General features: G+C 54.2%; 21 protein-coding genes and 1 pseudogene. 20 read left to right on the forward strand and 2 right to left on the reverse strand.

All coding sequences use genetic code 11. The features are described from left to right. Window positions 1-90 precede the first annotated feature (90 nt). The 9 genes from AB1500_04835 (at window position 91) to moaA (ending at window position 10,604) form a co-directional block, all read left to right on the forward strand. Entirely contained in the window at window positions 91-1,983 is a 1,893-nt protein-coding gene (locus AB1500_04835; GenBank protein ID MEW6182490.1) for an AMP-binding protein, read from the forward strand. Between the two features lie 64 nt (window positions 1,984-2,047). Further along, on the forward strand, window positions 2,048-2,926 hold the full coding sequence (locus AB1500_04840; GenBank protein MEW6182491.1) for a branched-chain amino acid ABC transporter permease: 879 nt from the start codon (window positions 2,048-2,050) through the stop codon (window positions 2,924-2,926). A 27-nt stretch (window positions 2,927-2,953) separates the two neighbouring features. After that, complete coding sequence (locus AB1500_04845; GenBank protein ID MEW6182492.1) at window positions 2,954-3,997, forward strand: branched-chain amino acid ABC transporter permease; 1,044 nt, start codon at window positions 2,954-2,956, stop codon at window positions 3,995-3,997. Between the two features lie 88 nt (window positions 3,998-4,085). After that, window positions 4,086-5,294 carry an ABC transporter substrate-binding protein gene (locus AB1500_04850; protein MEW6182493.1) on the forward strand — a complete coding sequence of 403 codons (1,209 nt, stop codon included), beginning with the start codon at window positions 4,086-4,088 and terminating at the stop codon, window positions 5,292-5,294. A gap of 233 nt (window positions 5,295-5,527) precedes the next feature. Then, window positions 5,528-6,322, forward strand: a complete 795-nt coding sequence (locus AB1500_04855) for an ABC transporter ATP-binding protein (protein MEW6182494.1) — start codon at window positions 5,528-5,530, stop codon at window positions 6,320-6,322. Beyond that, window positions 6,319-7,506, forward strand: a complete 1,188-nt coding sequence (locus AB1500_04860; GenBank protein MEW6182495.1) for an AMP-binding protein — start codon at window positions 6,319-6,321, stop codon at window positions 7,504-7,506. The genes AB1500_04855 and AB1500_04860 overlap by 4 nt, the downstream gene beginning before the upstream one ends. Window positions 7,507-7,783: 277 nt before the next feature. Next, window positions 7,784-8,725, forward strand: coding sequence for a DUF4349 domain-containing protein (locus AB1500_04865; GenBank protein MEW6182496.1), 942 nt, complete (start codon window positions 7,784-7,786; stop codon window positions 8,723-8,725). 300 nt (window positions 8,726-9,025) lie between these two features. Beyond that, window positions 9,026-9,439 carry a DUF202 domain-containing protein gene (locus AB1500_04870; GenBank protein MEW6182497.1) on the forward strand — a complete coding sequence of 138 codons (414 nt, stop codon included), beginning with the start codon at window positions 9,026-9,028 and terminating at the stop codon, window positions 9,437-9,439. Window positions 9,440-9,635: 196 nt separating this feature from the next. Then, entirely contained in the window at window positions 9,636-10,604 is a 969-nt protein-coding gene (gene moaA, locus AB1500_04875) for a GTP 3',8-cyclase MoaA (protein MEW6182498.1), read from the forward strand. 326 nt (window positions 10,605-10,930) lie between these two features. Here moaA and AB1500_04880 read toward each other — a convergent pair whose 3' ends face one another. Beyond that, entirely contained in the window at window positions 10,931-11,626 is a 696-nt protein-coding gene (locus tag AB1500_04880) for a copper amine oxidase N-terminal domain-containing protein (protein ID MEW6182499.1), read from the reverse strand. Between the two features lie 449 nt (window positions 11,627-12,075). Here AB1500_04880 and AB1500_04885 point away from each other — a divergent pair, with 449 nt between their 5' ends. From AB1500_04885 to AB1500_04930, 10 genes are all read left to right on the forward strand, one after another. Then, window positions 12,076-12,804 (forward strand): hypothetical protein, encoded by a 729-nt coding sequence (locus AB1500_04885; GenBank protein ID MEW6182500.1) that lies wholly within the window; start codon window positions 12,076-12,078, stop codon window positions 12,802-12,804. Then, window positions 12,801-13,778, forward strand: a complete 978-nt coding sequence (locus tag AB1500_04890) for a glycerophosphodiester phosphodiesterase family protein (protein ID MEW6182501.1) — start codon at window positions 12,801-12,803, stop codon at window positions 13,776-13,778. Before AB1500_04885 ends, AB1500_04890 begins: the two co-directional genes overlap by 4 nt. A 187-nt stretch (window positions 13,779-13,965) precedes the next feature. Continuing rightward, entirely contained in the window at window positions 13,966-14,538 is a 573-nt protein-coding gene (locus tag AB1500_04895; protein ID MEW6182502.1) for a hypothetical protein, read from the forward strand. 270 nt (window positions 14,539-14,808) lie between these two features. Next, window positions 14,809-15,618 (forward strand): FRG domain-containing protein, encoded by an 810-nt coding sequence (locus AB1500_04900; GenBank protein MEW6182503.1) that lies wholly within the window; start codon window positions 14,809-14,811, stop codon window positions 15,616-15,618. 2 nt (window positions 15,619-15,620) lie between these two features. After that, entirely contained in the window at window positions 15,621-16,679 is a 1,059-nt protein-coding gene (locus AB1500_04905) for a DUF262 domain-containing protein (GenBank protein ID MEW6182504.1), read from the forward strand. A 461-nt stretch (window positions 16,680-17,140) separates the two neighbouring features. Then, window positions 17,141-18,448, forward strand: a complete 1,308-nt coding sequence (locus tag AB1500_04910; GenBank protein MEW6182505.1) for a GTPase-associated system all-helical protein GASH — start codon at window positions 17,141-17,143, stop codon at window positions 18,446-18,448. A gap of 101 nt (window positions 18,449-18,549) precedes the next feature. Further along, window positions 18,550-19,398: a hypothetical protein gene (locus AB1500_04915; protein MEW6182506.1), complete on the forward strand. Its 849-nt coding sequence runs from the start codon at window positions 18,550-18,552 to the stop codon at window positions 19,396-19,398. After that, the gene (locus tag AB1500_04920) at window positions 19,385-20,233 is read left to right on the forward strand and encodes a hypothetical protein (GenBank protein ID MEW6182507.1); all 849 of its coding nucleotides are present in this window, start codon (window positions 19,385-19,387) and stop codon (window positions 20,231-20,233) included. The genes AB1500_04915 and AB1500_04920 overlap by 14 nt, the downstream gene beginning before the upstream one ends. Window positions 20,234-20,245: 12 nt before the next feature. Continuing rightward, entirely contained in the window at window positions 20,246-23,008 is a 2,763-nt protein-coding gene (locus AB1500_04925) for a CHAT domain-containing protein (protein MEW6182508.1), read from the forward strand. A gap of 288 nt (window positions 23,009-23,296) precedes the next feature. After that, window positions 23,297-24,796 carry a stalk domain-containing protein gene (locus AB1500_04930; GenBank protein ID MEW6182509.1) on the forward strand — a complete coding sequence of 500 codons (1,500 nt, stop codon included), beginning with the start codon at window positions 23,297-23,299 and terminating at the stop codon, window positions 24,794-24,796. 498 nt (window positions 24,797-25,294) lie between these two features. Here the strand turns inward: AB1500_04930 and AB1500_04935 are convergent. Beyond that, window positions 25,295-25,492: pseudogene (locus AB1500_04935) on the reverse strand (ATP-binding protein). A gap of 588 nt (window positions 25,493-26,080) precedes the next feature. Here AB1500_04935 and AB1500_04940 point away from each other — a divergent pair. Continuing rightward, window positions 26,081-26,383 carry a hypothetical protein gene (locus AB1500_04940; protein ID MEW6182510.1) on the forward strand — a complete coding sequence of 101 codons (303 nt, stop codon included), beginning with the start codon at window positions 26,081-26,083 and terminating at the stop codon, window positions 26,381-26,383. The last annotated feature ends 176 nt before the right edge of the window (window positions 26,384-26,559 follow it).

Raw genomic sequence — 26,559 nt, forward strand, 5'->3', positions numbered from 1 at the left:
TTCACGACTCCTTTGAGGGGACTCAGGACTTTCGACTGAGGACTCGGGACTTGCTTTGTAAGTCGTAACTTTAAGGGGACGCGTACATCTATGGCGGAAGGGACCCTACCACAGTTGCTTCTACGAAACGCACGCCTCTTCGGCGAGAAGGTGGCGCTCAGGGAAAAGGAGTTTGGTATCTGGCAAACGGTGACATGGGAAGAATATCTGGGCCACGTCCGGAGGTTCTGTCTCGGCCTGGTGAGCCTCGGCTTCAAGACCGGAGACAAGGTGGCGATCATCGGCGACAACCGTCCGGAGTGGATTTACGCCGAGCTGGCGGCGCAGGCGGCGGGCGGCGTTTCCGTAGGAGTTTACCAGGACTCGCTTTCCCGGGAGGTCAGCTACGTAATCGACCACTCCGACAGCGTTTTTATTGTGGTGGAGGACCAGGAGCAGGTTGATAAGCTCCTGGAGATTAAAACGGAACTGCCCAAGGTAAAACGGATTATATACTACGATCCCAAAGGGCTCAAGAATTATCGGGACCCGCTTTTAATGGATTTCACCGAGGTTGAAGCGCTGGGGGAAGAACTTCACCGGAAAAACCCCGCCCTGTTCGAGGAAATGGCGGGACGCGGGCGGACGGAGGACGCGGCGATGATCGCCTACACCTCCGGAACAACCGGTTTCCCCAAGGGAGCCGTAATGACGCACCGGAACATGCTGAGCATGGCGCAAAACCTTTTGGCCCTCGACCCCCTCGATCCGGGGGACGAGTTTTTGTCGTTTTTGCCGCTGGCCTGGATGGGGGAGCAGATGATGGCGGTCTCTACCGCGCTGTGGGTGGGTTTCACCGTTAATTTTCCCGAAGAACCGGAAACGGTGCAACAAAACCTAAGGGAAATAGGCCCGCACGTGATGTTTTCGCCGCCGCGGATCTGGGAGGACGTTGTTTCCCGGGTTCAGGTGAAGATCGAGGATTCTTCCTGGTTGAAAAGAACCTTTTATCGTTATTTTACCGGTATCGGCTGCCGGATGGCGGACTGCCGTTTGGCCAAGCGCAAACCTTCCCCGGTCCAACGCGTCCTTAACGGTCTGGGGGAAGTTTTTATATTCAGCGCGATTAAGGACCACCTCGGTTTTTCCAGACTGCGGCGCGCCTACACCGGCGGTGCGGCGCTGGGGCCGGACGTCTTCAGGTTTTTTCACGCGCTCGGGGTGAACCTGAAACAGATTTACGGGCAGACCGAAATCGCCGGTATCTCGGTCATCCACGGTGACGGCGACGTCAAGTTCCATACGGTGGGAAAGCCCATCCCCGGGACCGAAATCCGCATCACCGAGGAGGGGGAGATACTCTCCCGAAGCCCGTCGGTCTTCGACGGCTACTATAAAAACCCGGAGGCCACGTCGGAAACCCTGGTCGACGGCTGGCTGCATTCCGGGGACGCGGGCTATCTGGAGGAAGACGGCCACCTCGTGGTGATAGACCGTTTGAAAGACGTGATGCGTACCGCCGACGGCAGCATCTTTTCGCCGCAGCATATCAGCAACAAGCTGAAGTTCAGCCCGTACATCAAGGAGACGGTGGTAATCGGCAAGGACCGGCCGCACGTGGTGGCGCTGGTGAACATGCACATGGCCAACGTGGGACGGTGGGCGGAGAACAACCACCTGCCCTATACGACCTACGTCGACCTTTCCCAGAAACCGGAGGTGATTAACCTTATTACCGGGGAAGTTGAAAAGGTAAACAAGGACCTGCCGCAGCAGGTCCGCGTAAAACGGTTCGTTATCCTGCACAAGGAGCTGGACGCCGATGACGAAGAGCTTACGAGAACGCGTAAGGTCCGGCTCGGGTACGTGATTCGGAAGTACGCCGACCTTATTGAGGGGTTATATAAAGGGGTGCCGGAAATCAGGGTGGAGACGATGGTTAAATACCGGGACGGCCGCGAGGGAATGATCCAGACCGCCCTTAAGGTGGTCGAGATGGGATAACTCAGGCCTAATTAATTACACTTACGGAACGCCTGAATAACTACAAGAAAACGGGGGTGGCCTGATGCTCTTACAACTGCTGGTCACCGGCCTTGTCGTCGGCAGCATTTACGCCCTGGTGGCGCTCGGGTTTGTGCTTATTTACAAGGCCAGCGACTGCATAAACTTCGCCCAGGGAGAATTCCTGCTGGTGGGGGCTTACGTATCCCTGTGGCTGATCACCTCTTACCAGGTACCCTTCCTCCTGGCGATAGGGCTGACGCTTTGCGTTTCCCTGCTGCTCGGGATGCTGGTGGAACGCCTGGTGCTGCGGCCTTTCATCGGAGAGCCGGTTATCTCCGTGATTATGGCCACCATCGGCCTTTCAAGCCTGATGCGCGGCATCATTCAGCTTTTTTGGGGCACCGAGACCCGGATTTTCCCCGACATCTTCCCGCAGACGCCGGTCACTTTCGGCGGCGTCGTGGTTTCCCAGGTGTATCTGTGGTCGCTGGGCCTTGCCATCCTGCTCTTGATATTCTTCTCACTGTTCTTTAAATTCACGACCACCGGGATAGTGATGCGGGCGGTGGCGGACGACCAGCAGGCGGCCTTGTCGATGGGCATAAGCGTAAAAAGGACCTTCGCCATCACCTGGGCGATCGCGGCCCTGGTGGCTGCGGTCGGCGGGATCCTGCTCGGCAACATCAACGGGGTCAATTCATCGCTTGCCCACCTCGGGCTCAAGGTCCTCCCCGTTGCCATCCTCGGCGGCCTGGACAGCATTCCCGGCGCCATCCTCGGCGGTTTTATCATAGGGGTGCTGGAAAACCTGGCGGGCGGGTACCTCGATCCCTATTTCGGCGGCGGTGTGAAAGAAGTTATGCCGTTCTTTATCCTGGTAATAATTTTGCTGATCAGACCTTACGGCCTGTTCGGCAAGGAAATCATCGAAAGGGTGTAAAACTTGCGGCCTAAGTTTCCGTTTGTTATGGACTGCGGCATATTCGCCACTTCCTACAGGGAAGACATGGCGGTTCTGTTCACCCCGGCGGCGAAAGCCAAAGTGGCGGTGATCATCGCCTTGTTTCTCGTCTTCCCGCTTCTGGTGAACGACTATTATACGAGTGTGGCCAACCTTGTCGCCATTGCGGTTATCGGGGCGTTGGGGCTGAACATCCTTACCGGGTTCACCGGGCAGATCTCCATCGGCCACGGTGCTTTCATGGGTGTGGGCGCCTACACGGTGGGGGTGTTGACCACCAAACTCGGCCTGTCTTACTGGGCGGCACTGCCCCTGGCCGGTTTCATGGCGGCGATGGTCGGGGCCGTTTTCGGCATACCCTCGCTGCGACTCAAGGGGCTTTACCTGGCGATTGCGACACTGGCCGCGCAGGTGATCATCGAGTACACGATCATGCACTGGACCGGTCTGACCGGAGGGTCGGCCGGGATCGTCATTCAACCGCCCACGCTCGGGTCGGTCTCCCTCACGAACGATACGAGTTTTTATTACTTCGCGTTCTGTCTTACCCTTATCGCGGTGGTGGCCACCGTGAACCTGTTCCGAAGCCGGGTGGGGCGTGCTTTTATGGCGGTGCGGGACCGCGACCTGGCGGCGTCGGTCATGGGTATCAACCTGCTGCAGTACAAGGTTATGGCTTTCGGACTGAGCGCTTTCTACGCCGGGATCGCCGGCGCGCTGCTGGCCGGTTATCAAAGGGTTATCACCCCGGAGAACTTTACGGTTGACGTCTCCATCCAGTACCTCGCGATGATTATCATCGGCGGGCTCGGGAGCGTTATGGGCTCCGTTTACGGCGCGGTGTTTATCATACTTCTGCCGATCGGCATCCGGGCTGCCGCCGGTTTCGTCGGCGCCTTTTTCCCGGACATCCAGAACCTGCTGCTGGCGGCGCAGACCGCTTTTTTCGGTCTGATAGTGATTTTGTTTTTAATTTTCGAGCCGGAGGGGCTGGCGAAGCTCTGGAACGACGTGAAGAACTACTTCCGTCTTTGGCCCTTCTCGTATTAGGCGGCGCGGGGGAGGTGAAAACAAAGCTTTTTCAGGCTTCAGGGTCTCGAGCGTAGTTGTCTGATTGGACAAAGAGAGGAGCGAAAAAATGCGTTTACGGGGTTTATGGGTTGTCCTACTGTGCGTTTGTCTCGCTGTAACATTAGTAGCGGTCGGCTGCGGCAAGAAGGAGACCGCGACCGAGCCCGCCGGAACCGAGGCTCCGAAGGAACCGGTGAAGATCGGCGGTATCTTTGACATCACAGGGCCTACAGGAGACGTCGGCCTGCCGTACTCCGAGGGAGTTAAAGCCTACGTTGCTTACATCAACAGCAAGGGCGGGGTCGACGGCCGGGAGATCAAGCTTATCGATATCGATTACGCCTACGACAAAACCAAGGCCCTTGAGGCTTACAACAGGCTGGTAAAACAGGATAAGGTCGTGGCGATCCTCGGCTGGGGTACCGGGGATACCGAGGCGCTGAAGCAGATTATCGCGACGGACAAGATCCCGTATATCTCCGGATCATACTCCGAAGGGCTTCTCGACATAAACGTCTGTCCTTACAATTTCCTGCTGGCCTCTTCATACTCCGATCAGGCGCGTACCGCGCTTAAATGGGCGAAGGACAACTGGAAAGGCGCCGCGAAACCGAAGGTGGCCTTCATTTACAACGACACACCTTTCGGCACGTCGCCCATCGCCGACGGAAAGAAGTACGCTGCGGATAACGGTTTTGAGGTAGTCAACGACGAGATAGTCGACCTGAAGGCGCTCGACGCCACCACGCAGGTCCTCGACCTCAAAAAGAACAAGGCTGACTTCGCCATCGTTCAGGGAACCTCGAACCTGGCTTCCATCGTGTTGAAAGACGCGAAGAAGAACGGACTGGCGACGAAGTTTATCGGCCTCAACTGGGCGGCGGACGAAAAGGTGATCGCGCTTGCCGGTCCGGCGGCGGAAGGCTACATCGGGGTTATCCCGTTCGCCTTCCCGAACGAGGATGTGCCGGGCATGGCGGCGATTAAGGAATACCTGGCATCCGAGAACGAGAAGATCGAGGATAAGACGCAGAAGTTCGTTCAGGGCTGGAATTCCACGATGGTTATGTGTGAAGGCGTAAAGCTTGCCGGTGACGACGTTACCGGTGAGGCGATCAAGTCGGGCCTTGAGCAGCTTGCGGATTTCGATACCGGAGGGCTGGCCAATCCGGTCACCTTTACCGCGACGAGCCACCGGGGCAGTGAGAAGGTCAGACTTGCCGAAGTTAAAAGCGGCAAGTTCGAGTACATAACCGATTGGATCGGTTACAAATAAAAGGTCCGGCCGCCATAGACCCCTAACCTCAGGCGGGGCCGGATAAAGTACAGTGTTTCGATAAAACGGCTGCGGCCGTCGGGACCGGGAGTTGCAGAAAGCGGTTCCAACCGACGGCCGCAGTCTTAATGTCAAGGGGACGGTTCTTGTGACAACAAAGAACCGGCGTATGTCTGTCAGGAGAACCGTCCCCTTGACATTCTTGACATTGCATCCCAAAGGAGGGGACGCGCTTGCTTGCTTTAAATAACGTGGAGGTTATTTACGACCGCGTTATTCTGGTCTTGAAGGGGATGTCGCTGAACGTGCCCGAGGGCAGTGTGGTGGTGCTTCTGGGTTCGAACGGCGCGGGCAAGACGACCACCCTCAAGGCGATTTCGGGCTTGCTGCAGGCCGAAAACGGCAAGGTGACCGACGGCGACATCGACTTCCTCGGCGAGAAAATAACCAACCTGGACGCGGAGAAGGTTGTGCGGCGCGGTATCTTTCAGGTCATGGAAGGACGCCGGGTCTTCGAGCACCTGACGGTGGAGGAGAACCTTGTCGCCGGAAGCTATACCCGCAAAGACCGGGCCAATGTGAAGAAGGACCTGGAGCTGGTGTACCGGTATTTCCCGCGGTTGTTGGACCTTCGCAACCGAGTGACGGGTTATCTGTCCGGCGGTGAGCAGCAGATGCTGGCCATCGGGCGGGCGCTGATGGCCAGGCCCAAGCTGATGCTGCTTGACGAGCCTTCCCTGGGCCTCGCGCCGCTTCTGGTCGCGGAAATCTTCAAGATCATCCGTGAAATCAACCGGCAGGAGGGGACCACCATTTTAGTCGTCGAGCAGAACGCCAACATCGCGCTCTCTATTGCGGATTACGGGTACATCATGGAAAGCGGGAAGATCGTCCTCGAAGGCGAGGTCGACAAACTCAGGGACAATGAGGACGTACGCGAGTTCTACCTGGGCCTGACGGAGGTAGGAAAGAAAAAGAGTTACCGCGACGTGAAACATTATAAAAGGCGCAAGAGGTGGCTGGGATGAGTTTTGGGGGTTTGGGCGGCTTTATCCGTTACGCTTACGAGAACTCTCCCGCGGTGCGGGACAGGTTCGCGGGAGCGGGACTGAAACCGGACGATATTAAAGAGATTAAAGACCTGCCGCGTCTGCCGGTGATCCGGAAAAGCGAGCTGAGCCGGCGGCAGCAGTCCGCGCCGCCCTTCGGCGGTTTTTTAGCGGTGCCCGTGAAACGCGTGCAGCGTATCTTTGCTTCGCCGGGGCCCATCTACGACCCGCAGGGGGAAGGGGAGGATTACTGGCGCTGGGGCGAGGCGCTGGTCGCGGCGGGATTCAAAGCCGGGGACGTGGTCCAGAACACCTTTTCGTACCACCTCACGCCGGCGGGCTTCATGTTTGACAGCGCCCTTCGCGGCCTGGGCTGCACCGTCGTCCCGGCCGGGGTCGGGAATACGGAACTGCAGGTACAGATTATGCGGGATGTGGGGGTTACGGCCTATATCGGCGTGCCGAGCTTCCTTTACGCTTTAATGAAAAAGGCGGAGGAGCAGGGGATACTCGCGGACCTCCGCGTACGCCGGGCGTGGATTACGGCGGAGCGGCTCACCGAGGAACTGCGCGCGCTGCTGCTCGAGAAGTACGGGGTGAGCGTCTTTCAGGGATACGGGACGGCCGACACCGGCTGCGTCGCGTACGAGTGCTCGCGGATGAAGGGGCTGCACCTGGCGCGGGACGTGGTCGTGGAGGTCGTCGACCCGCAGACTGGGGAACCGGTCCCCGACGGTGAGACGGGGGAGATCGTCATCACCCTCATGGTGGCGACGTACCCGCTGTTGCGCCTTGCCACCGGCGACCTGAGCGCCTTTGCCACTGAGCCGTGCTCCTGCGGCCTTCCGGCCGGAAGGCTGGTGGGGGTTTTGGGAAGGGCGGCCGCGGGCGTAAAGGTGCGCGGTCTGTTCCTTTACCCGCACCAGGTGGCCGAACTGGCCGGGGAGTTTCCGCAGGTGCGGGCGCTGCAGGCGGAAGTAACCCAGCGCGATTTTCGCGACGAGCTGGCGCTCAAAGCGGAACCGGCCGAGGGGGCCGCGGGAACGCCGGAGCTAGCCGCCGCCGTCGCCGCGCGGGCGAAGGAACTCTTGCGTCTGAAGGCGCAGGTCTCTTTTGTGCCCGCGGGAACCGTGGGCGAGGCGCTGCTGGTGGACAAGAGATGACGATATACAGAAGGTAGAAGATAGAATTTAGAATATAGAAGGTTGAAGGTAGAAGGTAGTCGCTCATGCCGCCTACGACGGCGCAAATAAGAATCAGAATCGGTGTGGAAATAACGATTAACTGTTGTCAATATTCATTTTCTTGATACATGACGTTCTTGGCGGTTGAATTATTTTCGAGAAGACAAAGAAGATAGAATCGCCTGTCATAAAAACGCTGCCGGTGGTGTTTAGTTAATGAAGTACGGGCGCACTGCCGCCCTTTGGAGGGATTCACATGCCTGACGGAAACGGGAAACCCCGCGGCAGCGGTTTGGTGTACATGTTGGCGGGCATCATGGTTGTAGGATGTCTGGTGATATGGACGGGGGCGTTCCTCGGAGGCTGCGGCATGAGGTCGTCCGTTGTAACCACGAGGTCGGAGCCGGCGATGGAAAAGATGGAAGTCGGCGGGGCACCGGCGGGTTACGGGAGCGCCGATACGGCGAAGAGCCCTGAAGCCGATGCCGACAGGCTGGTAATCCGGAGAAAGACCCTGCGGCTGGAAGTAAAGGACGTTGGGGCGGCGGTTGCGGCTCTGGAGAATTTGGCCGACCGCAACAAGGGTTTGGTCGTCAGTTCGGCGATCGTCTCTTCCGGCACGCCAGGCATCGGGTCGGAGGAAATCGGGAACGGCCCCGACAGCGCCACCGTTGTGGTCAAGGTCCCGGAGGACAGGTTCGCCGCCGTGGTTAAAGAGATGCGAAAGCTCGGCAGGCTTGAGTCGGAGGAGCAGAGTTCCGAGGAGGTAACCGAGCAGCACATAGACCTGACCGCCCGGCTGAAGAACATGAAGCGCCAGGAGGAACAGTATCTTGAGATTCTGAAGTCCGCCACGAAGGTGGAAGAGATGCTCAAGGTGGAGGAACAGCTGACCCGCATCAGGGGCGACATCGAGTCCCTTCAGGCGAAGGTGGATTACCTTGAAAGAAGCGCGTCGATGGCTACGATAACCGTAGAGCTTTTCAAACCCGGCTCGGTTGCTGCGCCGCTGGTGCGCTGGGGCATAAAGGATTCCTTTATCACCGCCCTGCAGGGCTTTGTATCGGTGGTCAATTTCTTCATAATCGCCGTGGGAACCGCCCTGCCGCTGCTGATAATCGGTTTCATCGCCTGGTTATTCCTGAGAGCGCGGCAAAAACGGCGTGATACAAACGAGCGGACGATGGACGGTTCGTAGGCCGTTTTATTTCCGGCGCTGTTAAGAACCCTATATACAAGCACGGTTTTCTCTTCTCTACGCTCGAATATACCGCCGGAAGGCGGTATCCGGGGCTTTTTTTATTGTATAAGTAATTGTGCTTTTGCCTTGCTCTCCCGACGTCTTGGCGGTCAGGTTGTCGCCGGTCCTCTGAAAAAAACGAAGGGAATTTCGACTTTTTATCGAATATTTCTTATCTGTCGGGTCTCACGCTATGGAAAGACTGATCGCAAACCCGGCTGTTTATGGTCCGGGTTCATAACAGGGTGAGACGCGCCGGTGAAATATAAGGAAAAGTATTTCGGTATCTCTGGGGAGAAGCCGACCGCCGGGTCGTTCCTCAAGGTGCGGGCGCAGGTGAGGGCCCACCTTTCAAACGAGCGCACCTTCCTGGCCTGGATACGGACTTGCCTGGCGCTGGTGGCGTTCGGCGTCCTGCTGGTGAGGTGGATGGCCGTGGAACCCGGGGGAGAAGCCGGTTTGCGAGACAAGGGCGGGGCGCTGCGCCTTGTCGGGGAAAGCCTGATGGGCGGGGCGGCGGTGCTGGCGCTGCTGGCGGCGGTCCGGTTCTTTGCGACGCGGCGGCAGATCATACGCGGCGTTTATCGTCCCTCGGGGGCGCTCGATTTGCTTGCGGTATGCTTTTTGATTGTTGTTATAGGGGTATTGATTTACTACAGCCGCATACTGTGAACCTATCGGAATCAGGGAACAACAGCTTACTAACGTAACGTAATACGGAACGCGGGGAGAAGCAAGTAGAGCGCGAAAGCCTGGCAGGGACGCGCCGGAGCGTATAAGACAATACGTGAGGACCGGCCCTGCCGGGATGACAAAGCTGCACGCGGCTAATCGCCGCGCTGCATAAATGAAAAGGAGAGTTCAGCTCTTGCAGGACAACTTCCATCGCGAGATCAACTACCTCCGGGTTTCGGTTACCGACCGGTGCAACCTGCGGTGCGTGTACTGCATTCCGCGGGAAGGGGTGCCGCTGCTGCCGCACGCGGAGGTGCTCCGTCTTGAGGAAGTGGAAAGGGTGGTCCGCGCCGGGGTCCTGACGGGGGTCAGGAAGGTGCGCTTTACAGGCGGCGAACCGCTGGTGCGGAAGGGCTTCACGTCGCTGGTGGAGATGATCGCGCGGATTCCCGAAATAGACGACCTGGCGGTCACCACCAACGGCATCCTTTTCGGGACGTACGCCAACGAGTTGAAAAACGCCGGCCTGAAGCGCGTCAACCTCAGCCTGGACACCCTCCGGCCGGAACGCTACCGCCGGATCACCGGCGGCGGGGAGCTTGCAAAGGTCCTGGCGGCGATGGAAACGGCGCTGGAATCCGGGTTTCATCCGGTGAAGCTGAATACGGTGGTGGTCAAGGGATTTAACGACGACGAAATAACCGCGCTGGCGCGGCTCTCGATCGACCGGCCGCTGCACGTGCGCTTCATCGAGCTCATGCCGTTCGGTCCGGCGAAGGAATGGGGCAAGGACGCCTCGATCCCCACCGGCGAGGTGAAGAAGCGCCTGGAGTCGGAGTTCGGGACGCTGGAAGCGGGGAAGAAACCGGCCGGCGGCGGCCCGGCCCGGTACTACCGCCTGCCCGGCGCGGCGGGCACCGTGGGGTTCATCAGCGGGATGAGCGGGCACATCTGCGCCAGGTGCAACCGCCTGCGCCTGACGGCCGCGGGAAAGCTGCGCCCGTGTCTTTTCGGCGAGCACGAGGTCGATATCAAGGGACCGCTCCGCGGCGGCGCCGGGATCGAGGAACTCGCCGGGATCATAAGGACCGCGATCCGGAGCAAGTACGAGGAGAAGGCTTCCGGCGGGTGCGCCAACGTGATGGCCCGCATCGGGGGGTAAAGACTCAAGCTGCCTGATTTAGAGATCAGAATATAGAATGTAGAATGTGGAAGATAGAAGATTGAAGATAGAAGATTAAAACCTTCTTTTCTCTGCTAGGACTTCCGACATCTTGATATTCGATATCGGTTGTTTCTGCCCGCGCTTGAAACGAGGGAAAGAACCGATTGCGATGTGGGAGCGTGAGGTTGGAGCGTGTATTTCCTCGTAATGGGATATTAGAAAATGTTAGGGGACGGTTGCTTAGATCACATGCAGAACCGTTTATGTCGGAAGAACCGCCCCCTGTCACGGTACCCTGTCACGCCCGTGAGGGTTTTCGGGTGTTATTTTGGCGGACCGCTGTGATCATTACCAGGGACCTGTTTACCGTCTTTGGTCCAATACCATCTTTTGATGGAAATTGAACCCGCGGCGGAACGAAAGACCAGTCTTGCAGTATCGCCCGGTTCAAGGGTACTGTCGGAATCACCGTCGTCGCCGTCGTTCTCTTCCGGATTTGAAAGATCTATTCTGCCTGTTCCATTCCCGTCGATGTCTTGGAAAGGACCGGCCTTTCCGTCATCGTCGGTGCCCACCGCGACATTCCCGGTGAACTCGATGTGGAGGTCGTTTACCGGTACCTTAGTGTCTACCGGGAACTTGTATGTCCTTTGTGTGCGCCAATTGAAGTCAAAAACCATGGCCATAAGCGTTTGATTTAAGTTGACAAGACTTGCCTCAAGGCCACTGATCTTCCCGTTAATAGAGGCTAATTCAGCATTTCCGACCGGTTCGACTGTCCCAACCGTGAGGGACGCGGTCCGGGTTACAGCATCCCATTCCGCTTCGCCACCAAGGGCTTTTACCACGGCGGCGACAGGGATAAAAGTCCGGCCGTCCTTTATGAAAGGAGCTACGTCGGTTTCTACAGTCTTACCGTTTAGTAATAAGCTGACGGCCGATTCTTGGGTATAAGCAATGACAACGAATCCCAGAACCAACAATAGACAAAGCAATGCAACAACAACATATCTCTTCATAATTACCACCTTCCTGCAATTCTAATAGCGCCCGATCGCTGTCAGCAGCAGCACCTTGGCATAAATTTCAGCGGCCTGTTATCCCTCCTTTCTGAGAATCCTAAAACTTCGGCTTTTCTCTCTTTATCTTGCCGGTTTAACAAATTGTAACATAAACAGGTCGTGAAACCAACTATTGTGCAGAAGTCCACAAAAAGTAAGCGTGCTGGATGAACAGGCTTTTAATCCGCGAACCGGTTAGATGGACCGGCTATACTTCGAAAGCATATAGAAAACAGAATTGATAAAATCGTGCCTTCTTCACTGAGTAATGAGCAAAGCTCCATAGAATGCGCGCACTTGCGGACAAACGGCCGCGGCAGCACTGCCGACTACCGTGTTGCTTGACGCGGGATTTCTTCTGCTATATATTGCTTGTATCACGGAACAGGTTGAAAGGGAGGCAGCAAATGATGAATCAAAGTTTATCCGCAGGGAGTCCAACCCCGGCGCGCGGCAGCGCCGGCAAACTCGGGTATTACGTCGCGGTCCTCACGTCGGCGGTGACGTTCGTGACCTTCTTTATCGCCATACTCACGCCGCCGGTAACCGGCCCGTACGCCGCCGAACCGTCCTTCGGGTACCCGTTCACGGACGTCGTCGCGCGTTTCCCCCGGGATTACATCTGGATGTACCCAGCCATGCTGATGCTTTTGCTCTTCGTGGCGCTGACGGCATGCGTCCATCACCACGCCCCGAAGGAAAAGAAGGTGTTCAGCCAGATCGGGCTGTCCTTCGCCCTGATTTCGGCGGCCATACTCATTACCGACTATTTCCTCCAGGTCTCCGTCATCCAGCCCAGCCTTCTGAACGGGGAAACCGAAGGCGTCGCGCTCCTGACGCAGTATAATCCGCACGGCGTTTTCATCGCCCTTGAGGACATAGGCTATTTGCTGATGAGCGCCGCCCTGTTCTGTATCGCCCCGGTCTTTTCGCGGAACAGGCTGGAAGCCGCGCTCCGCTGGATCTTCATCGCGGGTTTTGTCCTGGCGGTGCTTTCGTTCGCCGCGTACTCCGTTGCATACGGGGTTCAGCGCGAGTACCGGTTCGAGGTGGCGGTCATCGCGATTGACTGGACGGTGCTGATAGTGTCGGGAATACTGCTGGGCGCGTGGTTCAAACGGACCGGCGGCGCGTGAACAGAGGCATACTGCGGAAAAAGGCGTTCTGGATTATCGCGGCATTTGTTTTATTCGTTTGGCTTAACAACAGTTCCGTGTTCGTGGACGGAAGCGGTAAGCGCCCGGCGCTTCTCGCCCACCGGGGCCTCGCCCAGACGTTCGATGTCGAAAAGGTCCAGTGGAACACGAACACGGCCCGGATAATCCACAAACCGGAACACCCCTATCTTGAAAACACCATACCCTCCATGGAAGCGGCATTCCGCTGCGGGGCCGATATCGTCGAGTTCGACGTGCAGTTGACGAAGGACAAGCAGCTGGCGGTGTTTCACGATTACGCCCTCGAGTTCAGGACCGACGGGAAGGGGAAGGTATCGGACTACACGATGGCGGAGCTGAGAAAGCTCGATGTGGGGTACGGCTACACGGCGGACAACGGGAAGACTTATCCCTTTCGGGGAAAGAGCGTGGGGATGATGCCTTCGGTCGACGACGTCTTTGAGGCTTTTCCGGACAAGGAGTTTCTGGTGCATATCAAAGACAGCGGCGCGGAAACGGGCAGGCTGCTGGACGAGCATGTCCGGAAAACTGCGCCCGGCGCGATGGGCAGGATCTCTGTATACGGCGACGGTGAAGCCGTCCGTTATTTAAAGAACAAGTATCCGGAAATGAAGGTTTTGACAAAGCCCATCTTGATGAAGGCGCTTTTGCTCTACGAGCTGGTCGGGTGGACGGGTTACACGCCGAAAGCGGCAAGGAACCTTGAAATTCATCTGCCCCTGCGGTACGCGAGGCTTCTCTGGGGCTGGCCCGGCCGTTTTCTGCAGCGCATGGACCGCGCGAATACACGGGTCGTCCTGGTGAACGGGACGGGCGGTTTTTCAAGCGGATTTGACAGCGCGAATGATTTGAAAAAGCTCCCGCGCAATTACTCCGGGTGCATTTGGACAAACAGGATCGATAAGGTGGCGCCTTTGGTGAAGGGAGAATGAATTAGGGGAACCAATAAGCCTTCTCTGCCGTTTGTCCCGCCTCTGACTTATCACATCTTCCCTCTCAGTTCATCGGTTTGGCGCGGGCGGAAAAGAGTAACCTTTGCGATGCCTAGAAAAACCTGCGGAAGGGATGGGGATAATCGAGGGATAATAAGCGAAAGGCTGACGCCGGAGGTTGAGCTTAATGAAGGTAGCCGATAGAATTACTCTCGGGTTACTGTTGGGTTTTCTAAGCAACATCCCTAAAGCGATCCTAAATGAAGTCTTTGTGCAGGCCGGCATCGAGAAAAAACGTTTCAGCGAAATCGTCAGCGGGATATTTGTAACGCGCAAAGAGGCTGCTTTAAAACCGGGAGCGGTTTTCGGCATGGCAGGGGACTTCGTAGTTGCTTCAATCCTTGGCGTAGCTTACGTCTTCCTGCTGTCGAAGTCGGGCGGCGATAAAAGAATCTTAAAGGGCGCAGCGACCGGCGCCGCCGGCTTCGGGTTGTTCCGCGGCATGATGGCTCATTTGGGCGCCCGTGGGACATATCCGGAAGATATTATAACAAATGCCGGCATGGCGCTAACCAGTACCTTGTGGGGTCTAACCGCCGGAGGCCTCAGTTTTCTTTTGGCGGACGAGGGTCTTTTCAGAGGGCGGAGAAGGGTTGTAGATTTAACCGTTAGACCGCTTTCATCCAAGGTTCCGCCGCAACAAGCGATAGTTCGCAGGCGGGCGCGGATCGCAAAGCCGCAGAGCACAGCCCGCGTATAGAGCCTGACATTACCCTCCCAATGCTTCCTGGTTGAGCCACAAACAGCATTATTCCATCCCGTTTAATTCAGCAGATGTGCATTGTTGCAATCCAGAGCAGCCAGTTGAGTGCTGGGCACTTGCGGACAAACGGCAGCGGCAGTAAGGTAGCAATTTGAAATGAACATTAACCTAATAATTTGGGAAATTGTTACTTGTAGCTTTCTTTTTTTTAAACTATAATTCCACCAGGAAAGTCTTAAGCTTTTAAATAATCTGAGAGAACATAAAATGCCTGTTTTTGAAAAGACAATCAATACTTTTTCCGAGTATATCGCTTACATTGAGGAACTTGGGAGTACACTTTCTAGACCTTTATGGTTCCGTGGTTGTGGTAAAAAATCTTATAAATTACTCCCATCTCTGTTCAGGCATAAATCTACGAGTAATATTGAAAATTTCATGAAGTTAGAAGCATCGTTACTTGATAGGTTTCAACAAAGAAGCATTCCTTTTAGTTCAAGACAAATGAAAGACAATTGGGAATGGCTGTTTTTTATGCAGCATCACGGGATTCCAACCAGGTTGCTTGATTGGACTGAGAGCCCATTAGCTGCTTTATTTTTTGCGGTTACTAACCCAACGCACAACTTAAATGATGAAGGTAATATAACATTTAGGAGTGATGCGGCAGTTTGGGTTTTGGATCCAGAAGCTTGGAACAAAAAATCCGTTGATCTGGAATCATTTACCGGCAAGGTATTAACGACAAACGATTCAAACTTAAGTGCGTATTCACCTATTAGCGAGTGTAGCATGATGAAACAATATCCTCTCGCAATTTACGGTTCGCATAATAGCCAGCGGATTGTTGCTCAAAGAGGGGTTTTTGTAGTGTTTGGAAAAGCAATTGATTCAATGGAAGCAATATATAATAGAGGGTTTCCCGAAAGATGTCTCATTAGAATAATTCTGCCAAGAGCATCTCTTGCAGGTATTATGGCATCAATAAATAGAAACGGAATTACTGATTCAGTTATTTTCCCTGACCTAGATGGCCTTGCAAGGGAAATAAAAAGAGAGTTTAATTTTGAGGTTTAACTATGTTTAAAGTAACTCAGTTTGAACCTAGAGTGCTTCGATGGTGGTGGTCACAGAAATCAAAAATAGATTTCGAACCGCCGTATCAAAGGCGTGGCAGACTTTGGTCCAAGAGTGACAAGGCTTTTTTAATTGACTCTATTATTAACCAATATGATATTCCGAAAGTATATATCGCTGACTTTACTTTCGGAATATCAAGTTTAAACAAAAAAAGACTTCCGTACGCCATTATTGATGGTAAACAAAGGTTAGAAGCTATTTTCGACTTCTTTGAGGGGAAGCTTATATTAGATAATAACTTTCAATTGGAAGAGGATAAAAACCTTTCCCTTGGAGGTTTGGGTTATAAGGATCTTCAAAATATGCATCCTGAAGTTGCAGATATCTTTGATAATTTTCATTTATCCGTTATGAGGGTAATTGCTGATGACGAAGAGAAAATCAACCAACTTTTTGTTAGGCTTAATAGGAGTAAACCTCTTACTGGTGCGGAATTAAGGAATGCAATGTCGGGGCCTGTTCCCGAGTTAGTCCGATATATTACTAAACATGTGTTTTTTAAGTCATATATATCATTTCCTAATACGAGAGGACAAGATCTCAACGCTGCTGCAAAACTCCTTCTTTTTGAGTATAATAAAAAGCCAACAGAGACAAAAAAGAAGCATTTGGACCAATTTTCTGAAAAAGCGAAGGATTCTTCCGAAAAACTTGAATTAGCTAGTAGAAGAGTTATCGATATGCTTGACAGGATGTCAGAGATATTTCTTCCATCTGACCGAATCTTGTCTTCAGCTGGCAATATACCAGTCTATTATTGGCTTATAAGAGAATCTGAGCAAGAAGCTGATCGATACATTAGAGAGTTTTTAATACAATTCGAAAAACAAAGACGGAGAAATAGAGATTTATCTAAGAATAAATTTAAAACTGGACTTGATGAAGAACTGGTTCTTTACGATAAACTTAATCGTAGTACTAATGATATGAAAAGTCATATAGAAAGGTTTAGGATTTTAAAAAAAAGGTTGAGCGAATTTGCTCAAATAATACTATGATAGGGAGTCAACCGGGAGTCGAACAAAACCATGCACTTAACTTTTAAAACTACCTGTCGTTTGTCCCCCTGCGCACTGTGCTCCGTGCCGGCGCGACATCGGCTTGCCGCGGAGCGAACGACGGTCCGCGTGTAGAGCCTGACATTACCCTCCTAATGCTTCTGATTGGGTCCAAAACAGACCCTTCCCATCCTATCAAACTTTTCCCTTAATTACGGCACGATGTGCGCGCCTGTTCGCTTAGTTGCGTTTTCACCGTGTCCGCGTAAGCGGCCCTGCGGCAGAGCGCGCACTTGCGGACAAACGACAGCAGGCGGGGTACAGCTATGTGGCAGATTTTAACTTGTTATATGGGTTATTCTGCTATATATTACTGCTATAAGAGATTAATCGTAAAAAAAGCATTATGTCATAAGGACTGTCCCTATGACAGTCCTTAAACTATCGGGAGGACTAAATCAGTGTCGACTCTTCAGGAATTACTCAACCTTGGCCTTGTAGATATCGGTTCGGACGATTCGCGCTTTGACAAGATGCAGGCCGCTTCCTCCGCGCTTTCAGCGAAGTTCAATGGGGAGCCTAGTTTGCTGATTCCTGCGACGCTCATCTCGATAGACGAAAGCGTTGGCGAGGACGACCCCATGTTCGCGCTTGTCGAGGAGTTGGTGGTCGCCAAGTGGAAGACGCTGAGAAACACCCACGTCAACCGTCCAAGGGAGCTGTTGCGGTCCATCATCATCGACGCACTCGCAGCTGTAGTGAAAGAAAATCACAACTCTGCAGGGGTCGTATGGAATTCGGCAGTTTTACCACTTCGGCATCGGCAGGTACGCCTCGGCAAGGCGGCTTCTTTAATCGAGAAGTTGCTGAAGGGCGCCGGCGAGTTCGCGGAGCAGGAGGCGGTAGTTCGCGCGGGGTTTTTATCCACACTGCCGCAAAAGCGAAACAGGAAGAAGGCGTCTCCTGAAAAGGCTTCACTTAACATCTCCGCTGCCATTGGTGACGATGACGTCTTCGCGGATGTCGCTCGGTCGGCGGGGCCACAGCATCCGCGGAACCAGGACCTCGATAGCCCCAATCCACACTGGCCCAATCAGGCACAGCCATGGGCCCACGAATTTGCGAACCGCATGGCAACTGCCTTGGCGAAGGCGGTCACTTTAGGCAACGCTCGACTTTCGGAGGCTCTTTCCGAGCAGCTGGGTGTATACCTCGGCGGATTTGAGAAGCAGTTGGCTGAGCAGTTCAGGGACGTCGAACAACTGCAGAATGACATGTTGCAGATGCACGAGTCAAGTCGCATGCGGCTGGACGTCCTTTGGTGGTCAGACGCTTTGTACTCGCCTGCGCTGCAGGTCGGCTACCGCGAGCTAGATCTCACTGTTGCTGCTGTCGCAGCCGCAGTCGACCTCTCTGACATTGTGCCAGCGCTCGCTCCAGCAAGCGTTTGCTATGTCCTCGGTGAGACGCTACTTCGGGTTTCTCAACTCAAAGAGGGTGGCAGCGAGAGGTCTGTCCTGGCATACCTGGAGGGCGTTGCTGAGGCGAAGACGGAGTTCGGTGATCGCCTGCCGACGGCACCAACAAATAACGCGCGGCTTCCGCTGGTCAATCTGGTCAGCGAAGCGGCTAGAGGCTCTCGCGTTTCTCCTGATGCGGTTCGCCAGCGCGCGGGCGTCGATCCGTCGCTGGTTCTGTCACCCGCCGAGTTCGCGATGTGGGTTTTTCGCGGGATCCAAGCCAACCGGCTCGTAGAGGCACTCCGATGACATGGAAGTGTGCCAACGAGAATTGCTTCCCGGACACTACATGCGCGCTTGGGCATCTTGATCGTAGGGACTGCGAGCACTGGCAGCAACAGGGTGCCGAGATGGACGAGACAGCTGAGCATCCCGATGTTCCCACGAGCGACCTTCCATGGAATGGCTACGCCCTTGGAACGAGTGACCTCACAATCTTGAGTGGACGAGGACAGCCGGTGGTGGTCGGGCTGATCGGACCACCTGATTCTGGAAAGACATCACTGCTCGCGTTCTTCTACATGTGGCTTCTGAAGTACGGAAAGATCGGCGGCTGGGACTTCGCCGGTTCATGGACATTGGGGGGCTGGGAGTCTGTGGTCCAGTATTGTCGATGGACCGGAGAGCCACCACCGTCTTTTCCTCCGCATACTTCAAGTGCGGGGCGCCATCCAGGAGTGCTTCATGTCACTTTGCGGCAGCGGGAGTCTGGAGCCCTTCGTGACGTACTATTCACGGATGCGCCCGGGGAGTGGTTCACCCGGTGGGCACGCGTTCCCGCTGATCCAACGGCAGCCGGAGCACGCTGGGTAGTTGACCACGCCAACGCGCTTCTACTGCTAATCGACTCCGCTGCGCTCGAAGACGCTGAGAAACTGCCCCAGAGCAGGCGCTCAACCAGGGACCTGTTAGAGAGAGTTGGTGCCGAGAAGGGCACATGCCCTGTCATGGTGCTTTGGACGAAGGACGATGTGGACGTGCCCGGAGCTGTCCGCGACGGGCTTTCTCGCACCTGTGAACACTTCATTCCGGGCGCGAGTTTCTGGCGAACGACCGTGACCAAGCCCGAGACCATTCAGCAGTGCTTTGTCGAGGCAATCCATGCCAGCGAAAAGGCCGAGATTGCGCTCGATGAGATCGAACCGCGCCTCTCCCACGATCCGTTCTTGGCCTTTAGGGGGACACATGTCAGAGTTTAATGTTCTTGTGCTCGGAGGTTCAGGTACCGGAAAGACCCATTATGCAGGGCAACTTCTCGGGAGGCTTCGCTATGATCGTCAAGGAAAGCTGCGCTTGCGCCCAGGTGGCGTCGAGGATCTGAGTAAGTTGGAGGAGGTACTATCGTGCCTCGAAGAAGGTCGTGCGGCGGGTCACACGCCGGCCGAGACGTGGACCGGAATTCGGTATAAACTGGAAACAAGCGATGGGGCGAACGTTCTGCTAAAATGGCCGGAATACGCAGGCGAACGGCTGTTTGCGATCGTGGAGCAACGGTTGCTCCCCGTCGAGTGGCGCGAATCGGTCAGCAAAGCAACGGGTTGGATTCTATTCGTGCGCCCATCGAATCTCCAGGTCTACGAAGATCTTCTTGAGCGACCGACAGGTGTCGCACCGGAGCACACGCAATCTGACGAGCGCACTGTTGAGGGCAAAGGCTGGGATGACCGAGCACGATATGTAGAGCTCCTGCAAATGCTTGTCTTCGCTGCGGGGCGCTCAACGTTTCACAGGATACCGACACCTCGACTTGCGGTCGCGCTGTCGTGTTGGGACGAACTCGATAGACCCGGGACGCCCGAGGAAACACTTGCGGCTCGTCTCCCGTTGGTCGACGCCTTTATCCGCAGTACTTGGCAGGATGGTGCGTGGAGTGTTTGGGGGCTGTCTTCTTTGGGCCGCGCTCTTAGCCAAGTCGAACCGGACGTCGAGTTTGCGCAGATGGGCCCGGAGTACTTCGGCTATATCGTTCCGCCCGGCAGCACTGAGCACGTTACGGACCTCACAGCGCCTGTTGCATGGCTGCTCGGATTGTGAAGGAGCCTGACGATGTTCGAGAGTGCTGTTTTCGGCAACCGGGCAGGAAGCCACCATCTCATAGAGTCGTCTCTTCCGGCATCCGCTCCGGTCTTGGATGCTCTGCGCTTTCTCGTCGACAGACCTGCAGGTCACGTCGGACCAGAGGTCAGATGGTTTCCATACTGGGGTTGCCAGCGGATCGATCAATGGTGGGTACTTTGGAGGGGCGAGGAGGACGTTAACGCACCGAGAAAGAATATGGTTGTGGCACGGGTCGCACTGGTCCCAGTCGACGCCTGCGCGAGCGTAGGCGATCTCGATATACTGCTCTTCGCGGTTGGAAGCAGCGCTGCGGATCTAAGTAATCCGGATCTATCCCTTGCTGGGGCCATTGTTGACTGCCTATCCAGGGGAGAAGGGCCCGCAGTCGTGCCTGACTTGGCGTTAGCGCCGAATCTGCTTCGAGCACTCTGGCTACACTTGTGGGCGAGTGCTCGCGCTTCCCTATCGCTTCGTACCCTCTTCGGCGCTGAAGGCCTAGATTCTGTATCCGCGTCGAGCATTGTCGTCGTTCCGGCGGAACTGAAACCAAGATGGCATGGACGCAAGCTGATGGAGCAGAGCAGCGGAAACCCCGGAGCAGCCGCTCAATGGTTTACAGGCAATGCATCGCCGCGCCTTACTCGGGTCATCGACGAAAACATCGACCGCCTCCCGGGAGACTATGCCGTCCTCGAACGCGTAGCGCGAGTTGTTGAACGTCTTGATCGGCTCGAGGCAGGTACCGGCACACCTAGCGATGCACTCGTTGTTATACGGACACAGGAAGCATTTACTGGTGGGCTTGTGTTGTCATCGGATGACATCAACCTCGTGGGGAGCGCGTTTACGCGGCTCAATGAAATGTCAGTGGGGGAGATCCGAGCCGCCTCGTTGGCCAGGTTGGACCTGTTCAGCGATTTGGCAGACATCGAGAATGCACTTTCTCAATGGATCGAAGTCCATCTTCCGGCACAGTCTGTCGCGGACGCCCTTTGGATTCTTGAACAAGCTATAGGAGAAAGCCACGCGCCGTGGTGGCGGCGCGCTGTAGGTGCCGGTGTTCGTGCTGCTTGTCGGCGGAAGAGCCGTGAGTGGGCGGAAGCCATTTGGAACTGGTGGCAAGCACGGCCAGATAGCGTCGCGCTGCTGGCCAACTATATCGAGAACTCAAGCGCGTCCGAGAGATGGCTTGCCGCATGCGCGCCTTCCAATGCCGGGGATGCACTGCTCGACGCGATTACGGTCATGTGTCAAGAACGTGAGTGGCAAATCCTGCTTACTAGCGCGCTTGGATCGACTCGACCTCTGATAGACTGCGTGAAAAGACTTCGCTCCACTCTTTCACACCCTGAAGCCGGCGTCGATGTGCTCTTAGCTGAGCGGGACGCATTAGAGGTCATCGATGCTGCAGCCGCCACTTGGTGGTTACCGATCGTAGACCGAGCGGTGAAGTACACCGTCGCCAGGCCCGCGTTGCTAGCTCGCACCCTATTAGGGGATCCCGTCCCGCTGGTGTCGCGGCATTTGTCACAGGGGGGCGCGTTTCCGGTGGAGCTCGTCCGTGACGACTTTCTTGGTCGCGTATTCGAGGGCGCTACCAAAGCGAGAACGAACGAAGACTGCCTTAATATCATGAGGCACCTCGACCGACGTGCTGGCCGCATTCTTCTCGATCATCCAAAGGCCGACGACCTCTTCCGGGTTAATGCAGAAGTTGCGCACGGAGGCGTGGAGGAATGGTGGCGCCGGTTCCTTGCCAGCGACACTACTGGAAGACCTCCGCCCTCTCTGGCTGCCGAAGCTTTGCAATTCGCACGAGCTCAGACACGGAACCAGCCCGTCACGTTGGTGATCGGCCTGCTTCGCCTGTTCTCGGAGATTACAGAGGGCGACTTCGAGGGGTGGATGAAGCATACCGGGTTCCTGTGGGAGTCCGGCGACCACGAGCGCATGGCCGAGATTCTGCTCTCGCGCCGATGGAGCTCGGCAACACGAACGTTCAGATGGTCGTGGAAGCACGAACTCAAGCTCGTTGCATGGCACGCCCGAGGGCTTCTGTCATGGTTCGATCAATTCTGGAGCGCGCCGGAGGGCGCCAACCAGCTCGCGAGAAAGGACTCAACTCATATGCGTAACAAACAAGTGAAGGTGCTGTTCTTGGCGGCAAACCCGAGCAGTTCATCACGGCTTGCGCTTGACGAAGAGGCACGCGCCATCGAGGAGAAGGTGCGCGACGCGAAACACCGGGACCTCATCGCTGTTCGGACTCGTTGGGCCGTCCAACCGGAGGACCTCCAGCAAGCGCTACTGGAGGATGAGCCAACGGTTGTCCATTTCTCTGGGCACGGGGGTGGAGCAGTTGGCATCGTGCTTCACGCCACTGACCTGTCCGAGGAGAGGCTTGTTACTGCCGATGTGTTAGCCGACCTCTTTCGTGTGCTGAAAGACGGTATTCGAGTCGTTGTCCTCAACGCGTGCTGCTCGGACGTGCAAGCGCAGGCTATCGTCAAAGAAATTGATTTTGTTATAGGAATGTCTGACTCGATCGGAGACGAGGCAGCGAGAGTGTTTGCGGCTGCGTTCTACCGCGGGCTTGCCTTCGGTCGTTCCGTCCGCACGGCCTTCGAGCTCGGGATCAATGAGCTCAAGCTCGTGGGACTCGGCGAGGACGATGCCATTCCGCGGCTGCTGGTCCGGAGTGGGGTTGATCCGGAAGCGAGACTGGTTAACTGTCACGGGGACGCAGACTGAACTGTCACAGTGTCAAGGGCACAGTGTCAAGGGGACGGTTCTTTTGACAACGAAGAAAAAGGTTTTCGTATAGGACGTGCAGTGGACGGTTCTTTGGCACGTTCTGGGGGTAAAAAGTTTTTCATAATGATCAGGACTTTTATAGATTTGATGTAAAGTCTAAAGCCCAAAGGGGTAGGCCGAGGAAGTGTTTGAATGAGTAATAAAAGGTGAATATGCTGGTAAAAAAACTATAATATTATTAAGCAATTGCTATGCAAAAAATAAAGAAAAATAGGGGGGTTACTCATGAGGAGAACGTACCGGTTTAAAGTCCTATTTGCCGTCCTCCTTACTTTAGTTCTCCTTGCTTCAGCGCTTCTTGTACCTTCGTCTGCCGCCGCCAAGTCGTCAACGACTATCCAACTGTGGATTGGCAACGCATCCATGTCGGTTAATGGGGTTCAGCAACCGGTTGACGAACAAGGGACCAAACCCGTTATTTCCGCAGGCAGGACGCTTTTGCCTATTCGCGCTGTCATTGAAGCTTTCGGTGGATCCGTTGCCTGGGAGCCCTCTACGAGTAAAATCACAGTAAAGTTGGAAAAGAACTCGCTCGACCTGTGGATTGGCAAACCACAGGCATCGCTGAACGGAACCGCCCTTGCGATCGATTCGGCTAACCCTACAGTTGTACCCGTAATTATGAACGGGCGGACGATGCTTCCCCTCCGTTTTGTTGCGGAATCGTTGGGTATTGACTTGCAGTACGATAGTGCCACAAAAAAAATTACCCTTCAGAAGGGTTCATGGAATATCTCCATATTGGACAGCGCGGGGAATGTCGGTTCGAATTCATCTATCGCAGTGGACGCGAATGATAAAGTTCATATAAGCTATATCGATACGACGAACGGAAATCTCATATATTTGACAAATGCATCGGGAAGCTGGGTCAGGTGGGATGCCGGCAGCGCGGGTGACCATGCCACCGGCATCGCCGTAGATGCCAACGGTAAGTGTCACATCGTTTATAGCGGCGCAAACGGAGAGTTAAAATATACCACGAATGCAACCTGTGATAACGGTTCGGTTACAACATTAGAGACCGGAGTCTGGGCGGGATTGCTTGGGAATCAGGACATCGCCGTTGATTCAAACGGCAAGGTCCATATAGTATACTATAACGTAAATGCTATGAATTTTATATATGTCACGAATGCTTCCGGGATATGGTCGACTTCTAAAATCGTAGATAAAGCTATTGCTAATTCACTGCCGGCATATTCGGCTTCAATTGGAGTGGATTCCAATAATAAGGTCCATATCTGCTATTACGACGATGCCGCGCCTGACAGTATAAAATACGCTACCAATGTATCCGGGTCATGGGTCTCTACAACAATAGACACGATAGAATTTGCTGCCGGTTGGAGCACATCTCTGGCCGTCGATTCAAACGACAAGATCCATATTTTATATTATGAACATGAAGATGATGCACTTAAATATGCAACCAATGCCTCGGGCGCATGGCAGACGGAAATTGTGGATAATAGTTCCGGCAACGTCTCCAGTGCTTCCATCGCTATTGACAAGGCAAACGGCAACCAGGTCCATGTGGTTTACGGCTCCGCTTCCGGTTTTATGTACGCAACAAAGCCGGCCGATAAGTGGGAGAGATCTAAAATAGATGAATCCTGGACCGGCAGCGGCAACTCCATTGCCATAGGCCCAAACTCAATTCATGTCAGTTACAAGGACGGATTTAAAGATGACCTTAAATATGCATGGAAACCGTTACTCTAAGGAAAGATAATTTCTTCCCTCAAACTCAGCTTTGACGCCCAACCGGCAAACTTTCCTGTAATATCAAGGGTTTCCGGGCACGGAAAAGTGACGGAGAAAGAAAGAGAACAGGCTGCTTCTCCCTAAGTCCTTACAGCATAGTACAAAGGCAGCGCTAAATGGATCCGCCGGCGGACAACCGCTGTTGCGGCCGTCAAAGCCTAACTTATTAAATCAGCAAGTTTAACAGGGTCATACTTTAATTACTCGGAAGACAAAAGTCGATGGCAAGAAGGAACGAATCGTTTCTGGAAGTCCTGGCTTTTTCCTCTGGTGGGTCATGTGTTATGAAGACAGTTCTCGCGGCAACAAAGAGTGGAGCTTTCTTGAGGTGGAATTGGGGACAAAACGAAAGGAAAAAGGAGAAGGAGAGTATGGATAATATCTGGTTGGCTGTGTTTGGCAAGATAAAAATGTAGCAAACGGAACTTAATTTTTGGAGCACCCCTGCCCCCATATCTAGGAATTTATGGGAGAGTTCTTAAGTCGGTAACTGGGACCGGTAAACACAAGCAAATGACTGTGGTGGATCAGCCGATCTATAATTGCCGCAGTCATTTTCTCATCGTAAAAGATGCCGTTCCACCGGCTGAATTCCAGGTTTGTGGTGACAATAACGCTGCGTTTTTCATAGTATTCGGAGATTACCTGGAAGAGTGCGACTACCCGGAAAAACAAACGATTTACCGTGCGTCGCAAAACAATAGCCAAACGTCTACGGGGGAAGATCAAGGCAGTGAGGGAAGAGCTCATGCGTCGAAGGCATGAGCCTGTCCCTGTACAAGGAAAGTGGATACGCTCGGTCGTACAGGGGCACCTCAACTACTTCGCCGTGCCCGGTAACAAACAGTCAATCGATGCATTCCGAACCGAGGTGATCAAGGGATGGCTTCACGCACTAAGACGCAGAAGCCAGAAGTCCCTTAACCTCACATGGGAAAGAATTAAGCGGCTGGTTATGACATGGGTTCCCACAGCGAAAATACTGCATCCATACCCATATCAGAGACTTCGCGTCATACACCCAAGGTAGGAGCCGTATGAGGTAATGCCTCAAGTACGGATCTGTGCGGGGGGTGCCCGGTAACGGGCGTTCCTACCGTGATACTTTTTTCTAAGGGGAAATAGCGGGATAAGGTATTTCTTTTAGGAGATTTAAGATGCCGCGGATTGCGAGAGGTTTGGGGCAACGGAAGGCAGGAAGTCTTTCATAAAGATCAGGATTATAAGGCTTTTATAGATTTGATGAAAGAAGCCAAAGAAAGATACCCTGTTAAACTGTTCGCGTACTGTCTAATGCCCAATCATTTTCATATGGTTTTAGCGCCCGCACTTGCCGGTGATCTGAATGTCAAGGGGAGGGTTATCGTGACAACAAAAGACAGACTTGGAATTTTTATGGTATGCCAGAAGAACCGAGCCCATCACACAAGGCTTATCTTCTTGAAACGCTACTCGTTTTCCTGCCGGCCCTACGACACTCGTTTCCGGCTAATCGTCAGATCTTTAGTTAAAATAAACCGGCCGCTAAAATTCAAAATATTATGATATGATAAATTCGAGAGACTGACTGAAACTTTCTAATAATATAAGTGTAGTTTTAAAATTAAGATTAAACAGAGGTGATGGGAGACTTGGAAAAAAGAATTGATGACATTTGGCAAGACTTTAACCTAACACTTAATAATTGTATTAAAAAAAGAGTTAAAAACGGATATGATGTA

It is taken from the genome of Bacillota bacterium (assembly GCA_040755295.1).
GTDB lineage: Bacteria > Bacillota > Desulfotomaculia > Desulfotomaculales > Ammonificaceae > SURF-55.

Excerpts from the sequence above, each read along its gene's own strand:
- AB1500_04840 (MEW6182491.1), top strand. The coding sequence starts at position 2,048 with ATGCTCTTACAACTGCTGGTCACCGGCCTTGTCGTCGGCAGCATTTAC.
- AB1500_04920 (MEW6182507.1), top strand. The coding sequence starts at position 19,385 with ATGTCAGAGTTTAATGTTCTTGTGCTCGGAGGTTCAGGTACCGGAAAG.
- AB1500_04845 (MEW6182492.1), top strand. The coding sequence starts at position 2,954 with ATGGACTGCGGCATATTCGCCACTTCCTACAGGGAAGACATGGCGGTT.
- AB1500_04900 (MEW6182503.1), top strand. The coding sequence starts at position 14,809 with ATGCCTGTTTTTGAAAAGACAATCAATACTTTTTCCGAGTATATCGCT.
- AB1500_04865 (MEW6182496.1), top strand. The coding sequence starts at position 7,784 with ATGCCTGACGGAAACGGGAAACCCCGCGGCAGCGGTTTGGTGTACATG.
- AB1500_04930 (MEW6182509.1), top strand. The coding sequence starts at position 23,297 with ATGAGGAGAACGTACCGGTTTAAAGTCCTATTTGCCGTCCTCCTTACT.
- AB1500_04885 (MEW6182500.1), top strand. The coding sequence starts at position 12,076 with ATGATGAATCAAAGTTTATCCGCAGGGAGTCCAACCCCGGCGCGCGGC.
- AB1500_04925 (MEW6182508.1), top strand. The coding sequence starts at position 20,246 with ATGTTCGAGAGTGCTGTTTTCGGCAACCGGGCAGGAAGCCACCATCTC.
- AB1500_04895 (MEW6182502.1), top strand. The coding sequence starts at position 13,966 with ATGAAGGTAGCCGATAGAATTACTCTCGGGTTACTGTTGGGTTTTCTA.
- AB1500_04835 (MEW6182490.1), top strand. The coding sequence starts at position 91 with ATGGCGGAAGGGACCCTACCACAGTTGCTTCTACGAAACGCACGCCTC.
- AB1500_04860 (MEW6182495.1), top strand. The coding sequence starts at position 6,319 with ATGAGTTTTGGGGGTTTGGGCGGCTTTATCCGTTACGCTTACGAGAAC.
- AB1500_04940 (MEW6182510.1), top strand. The coding sequence starts at position 26,081 with ATGAAAGAAGCCAAAGAAAGATACCCTGTTAAACTGTTCGCGTACTGT.
- AB1500_04915 (MEW6182506.1), top strand. The coding sequence starts at position 18,550 with ATGGACGAGACAGCTGAGCATCCCGATGTTCCCACGAGCGACCTTCCA.
- AB1500_04880 (MEW6182499.1), bottom strand. The coding sequence starts at position 11,626 with ATGAAGAGATATGTTGTTGTTGCATTGCTTTGTCTATTGTTGGTTCTG.
- AB1500_04905 (MEW6182504.1), top strand. The coding sequence starts at position 15,621 with ATGTTTAAAGTAACTCAGTTTGAACCTAGAGTGCTTCGATGGTGGTGG.
- AB1500_04850 (MEW6182493.1), top strand. The coding sequence starts at position 4,086 with ATGCGTTTACGGGGTTTATGGGTTGTCCTACTGTGCGTTTGTCTCGCT.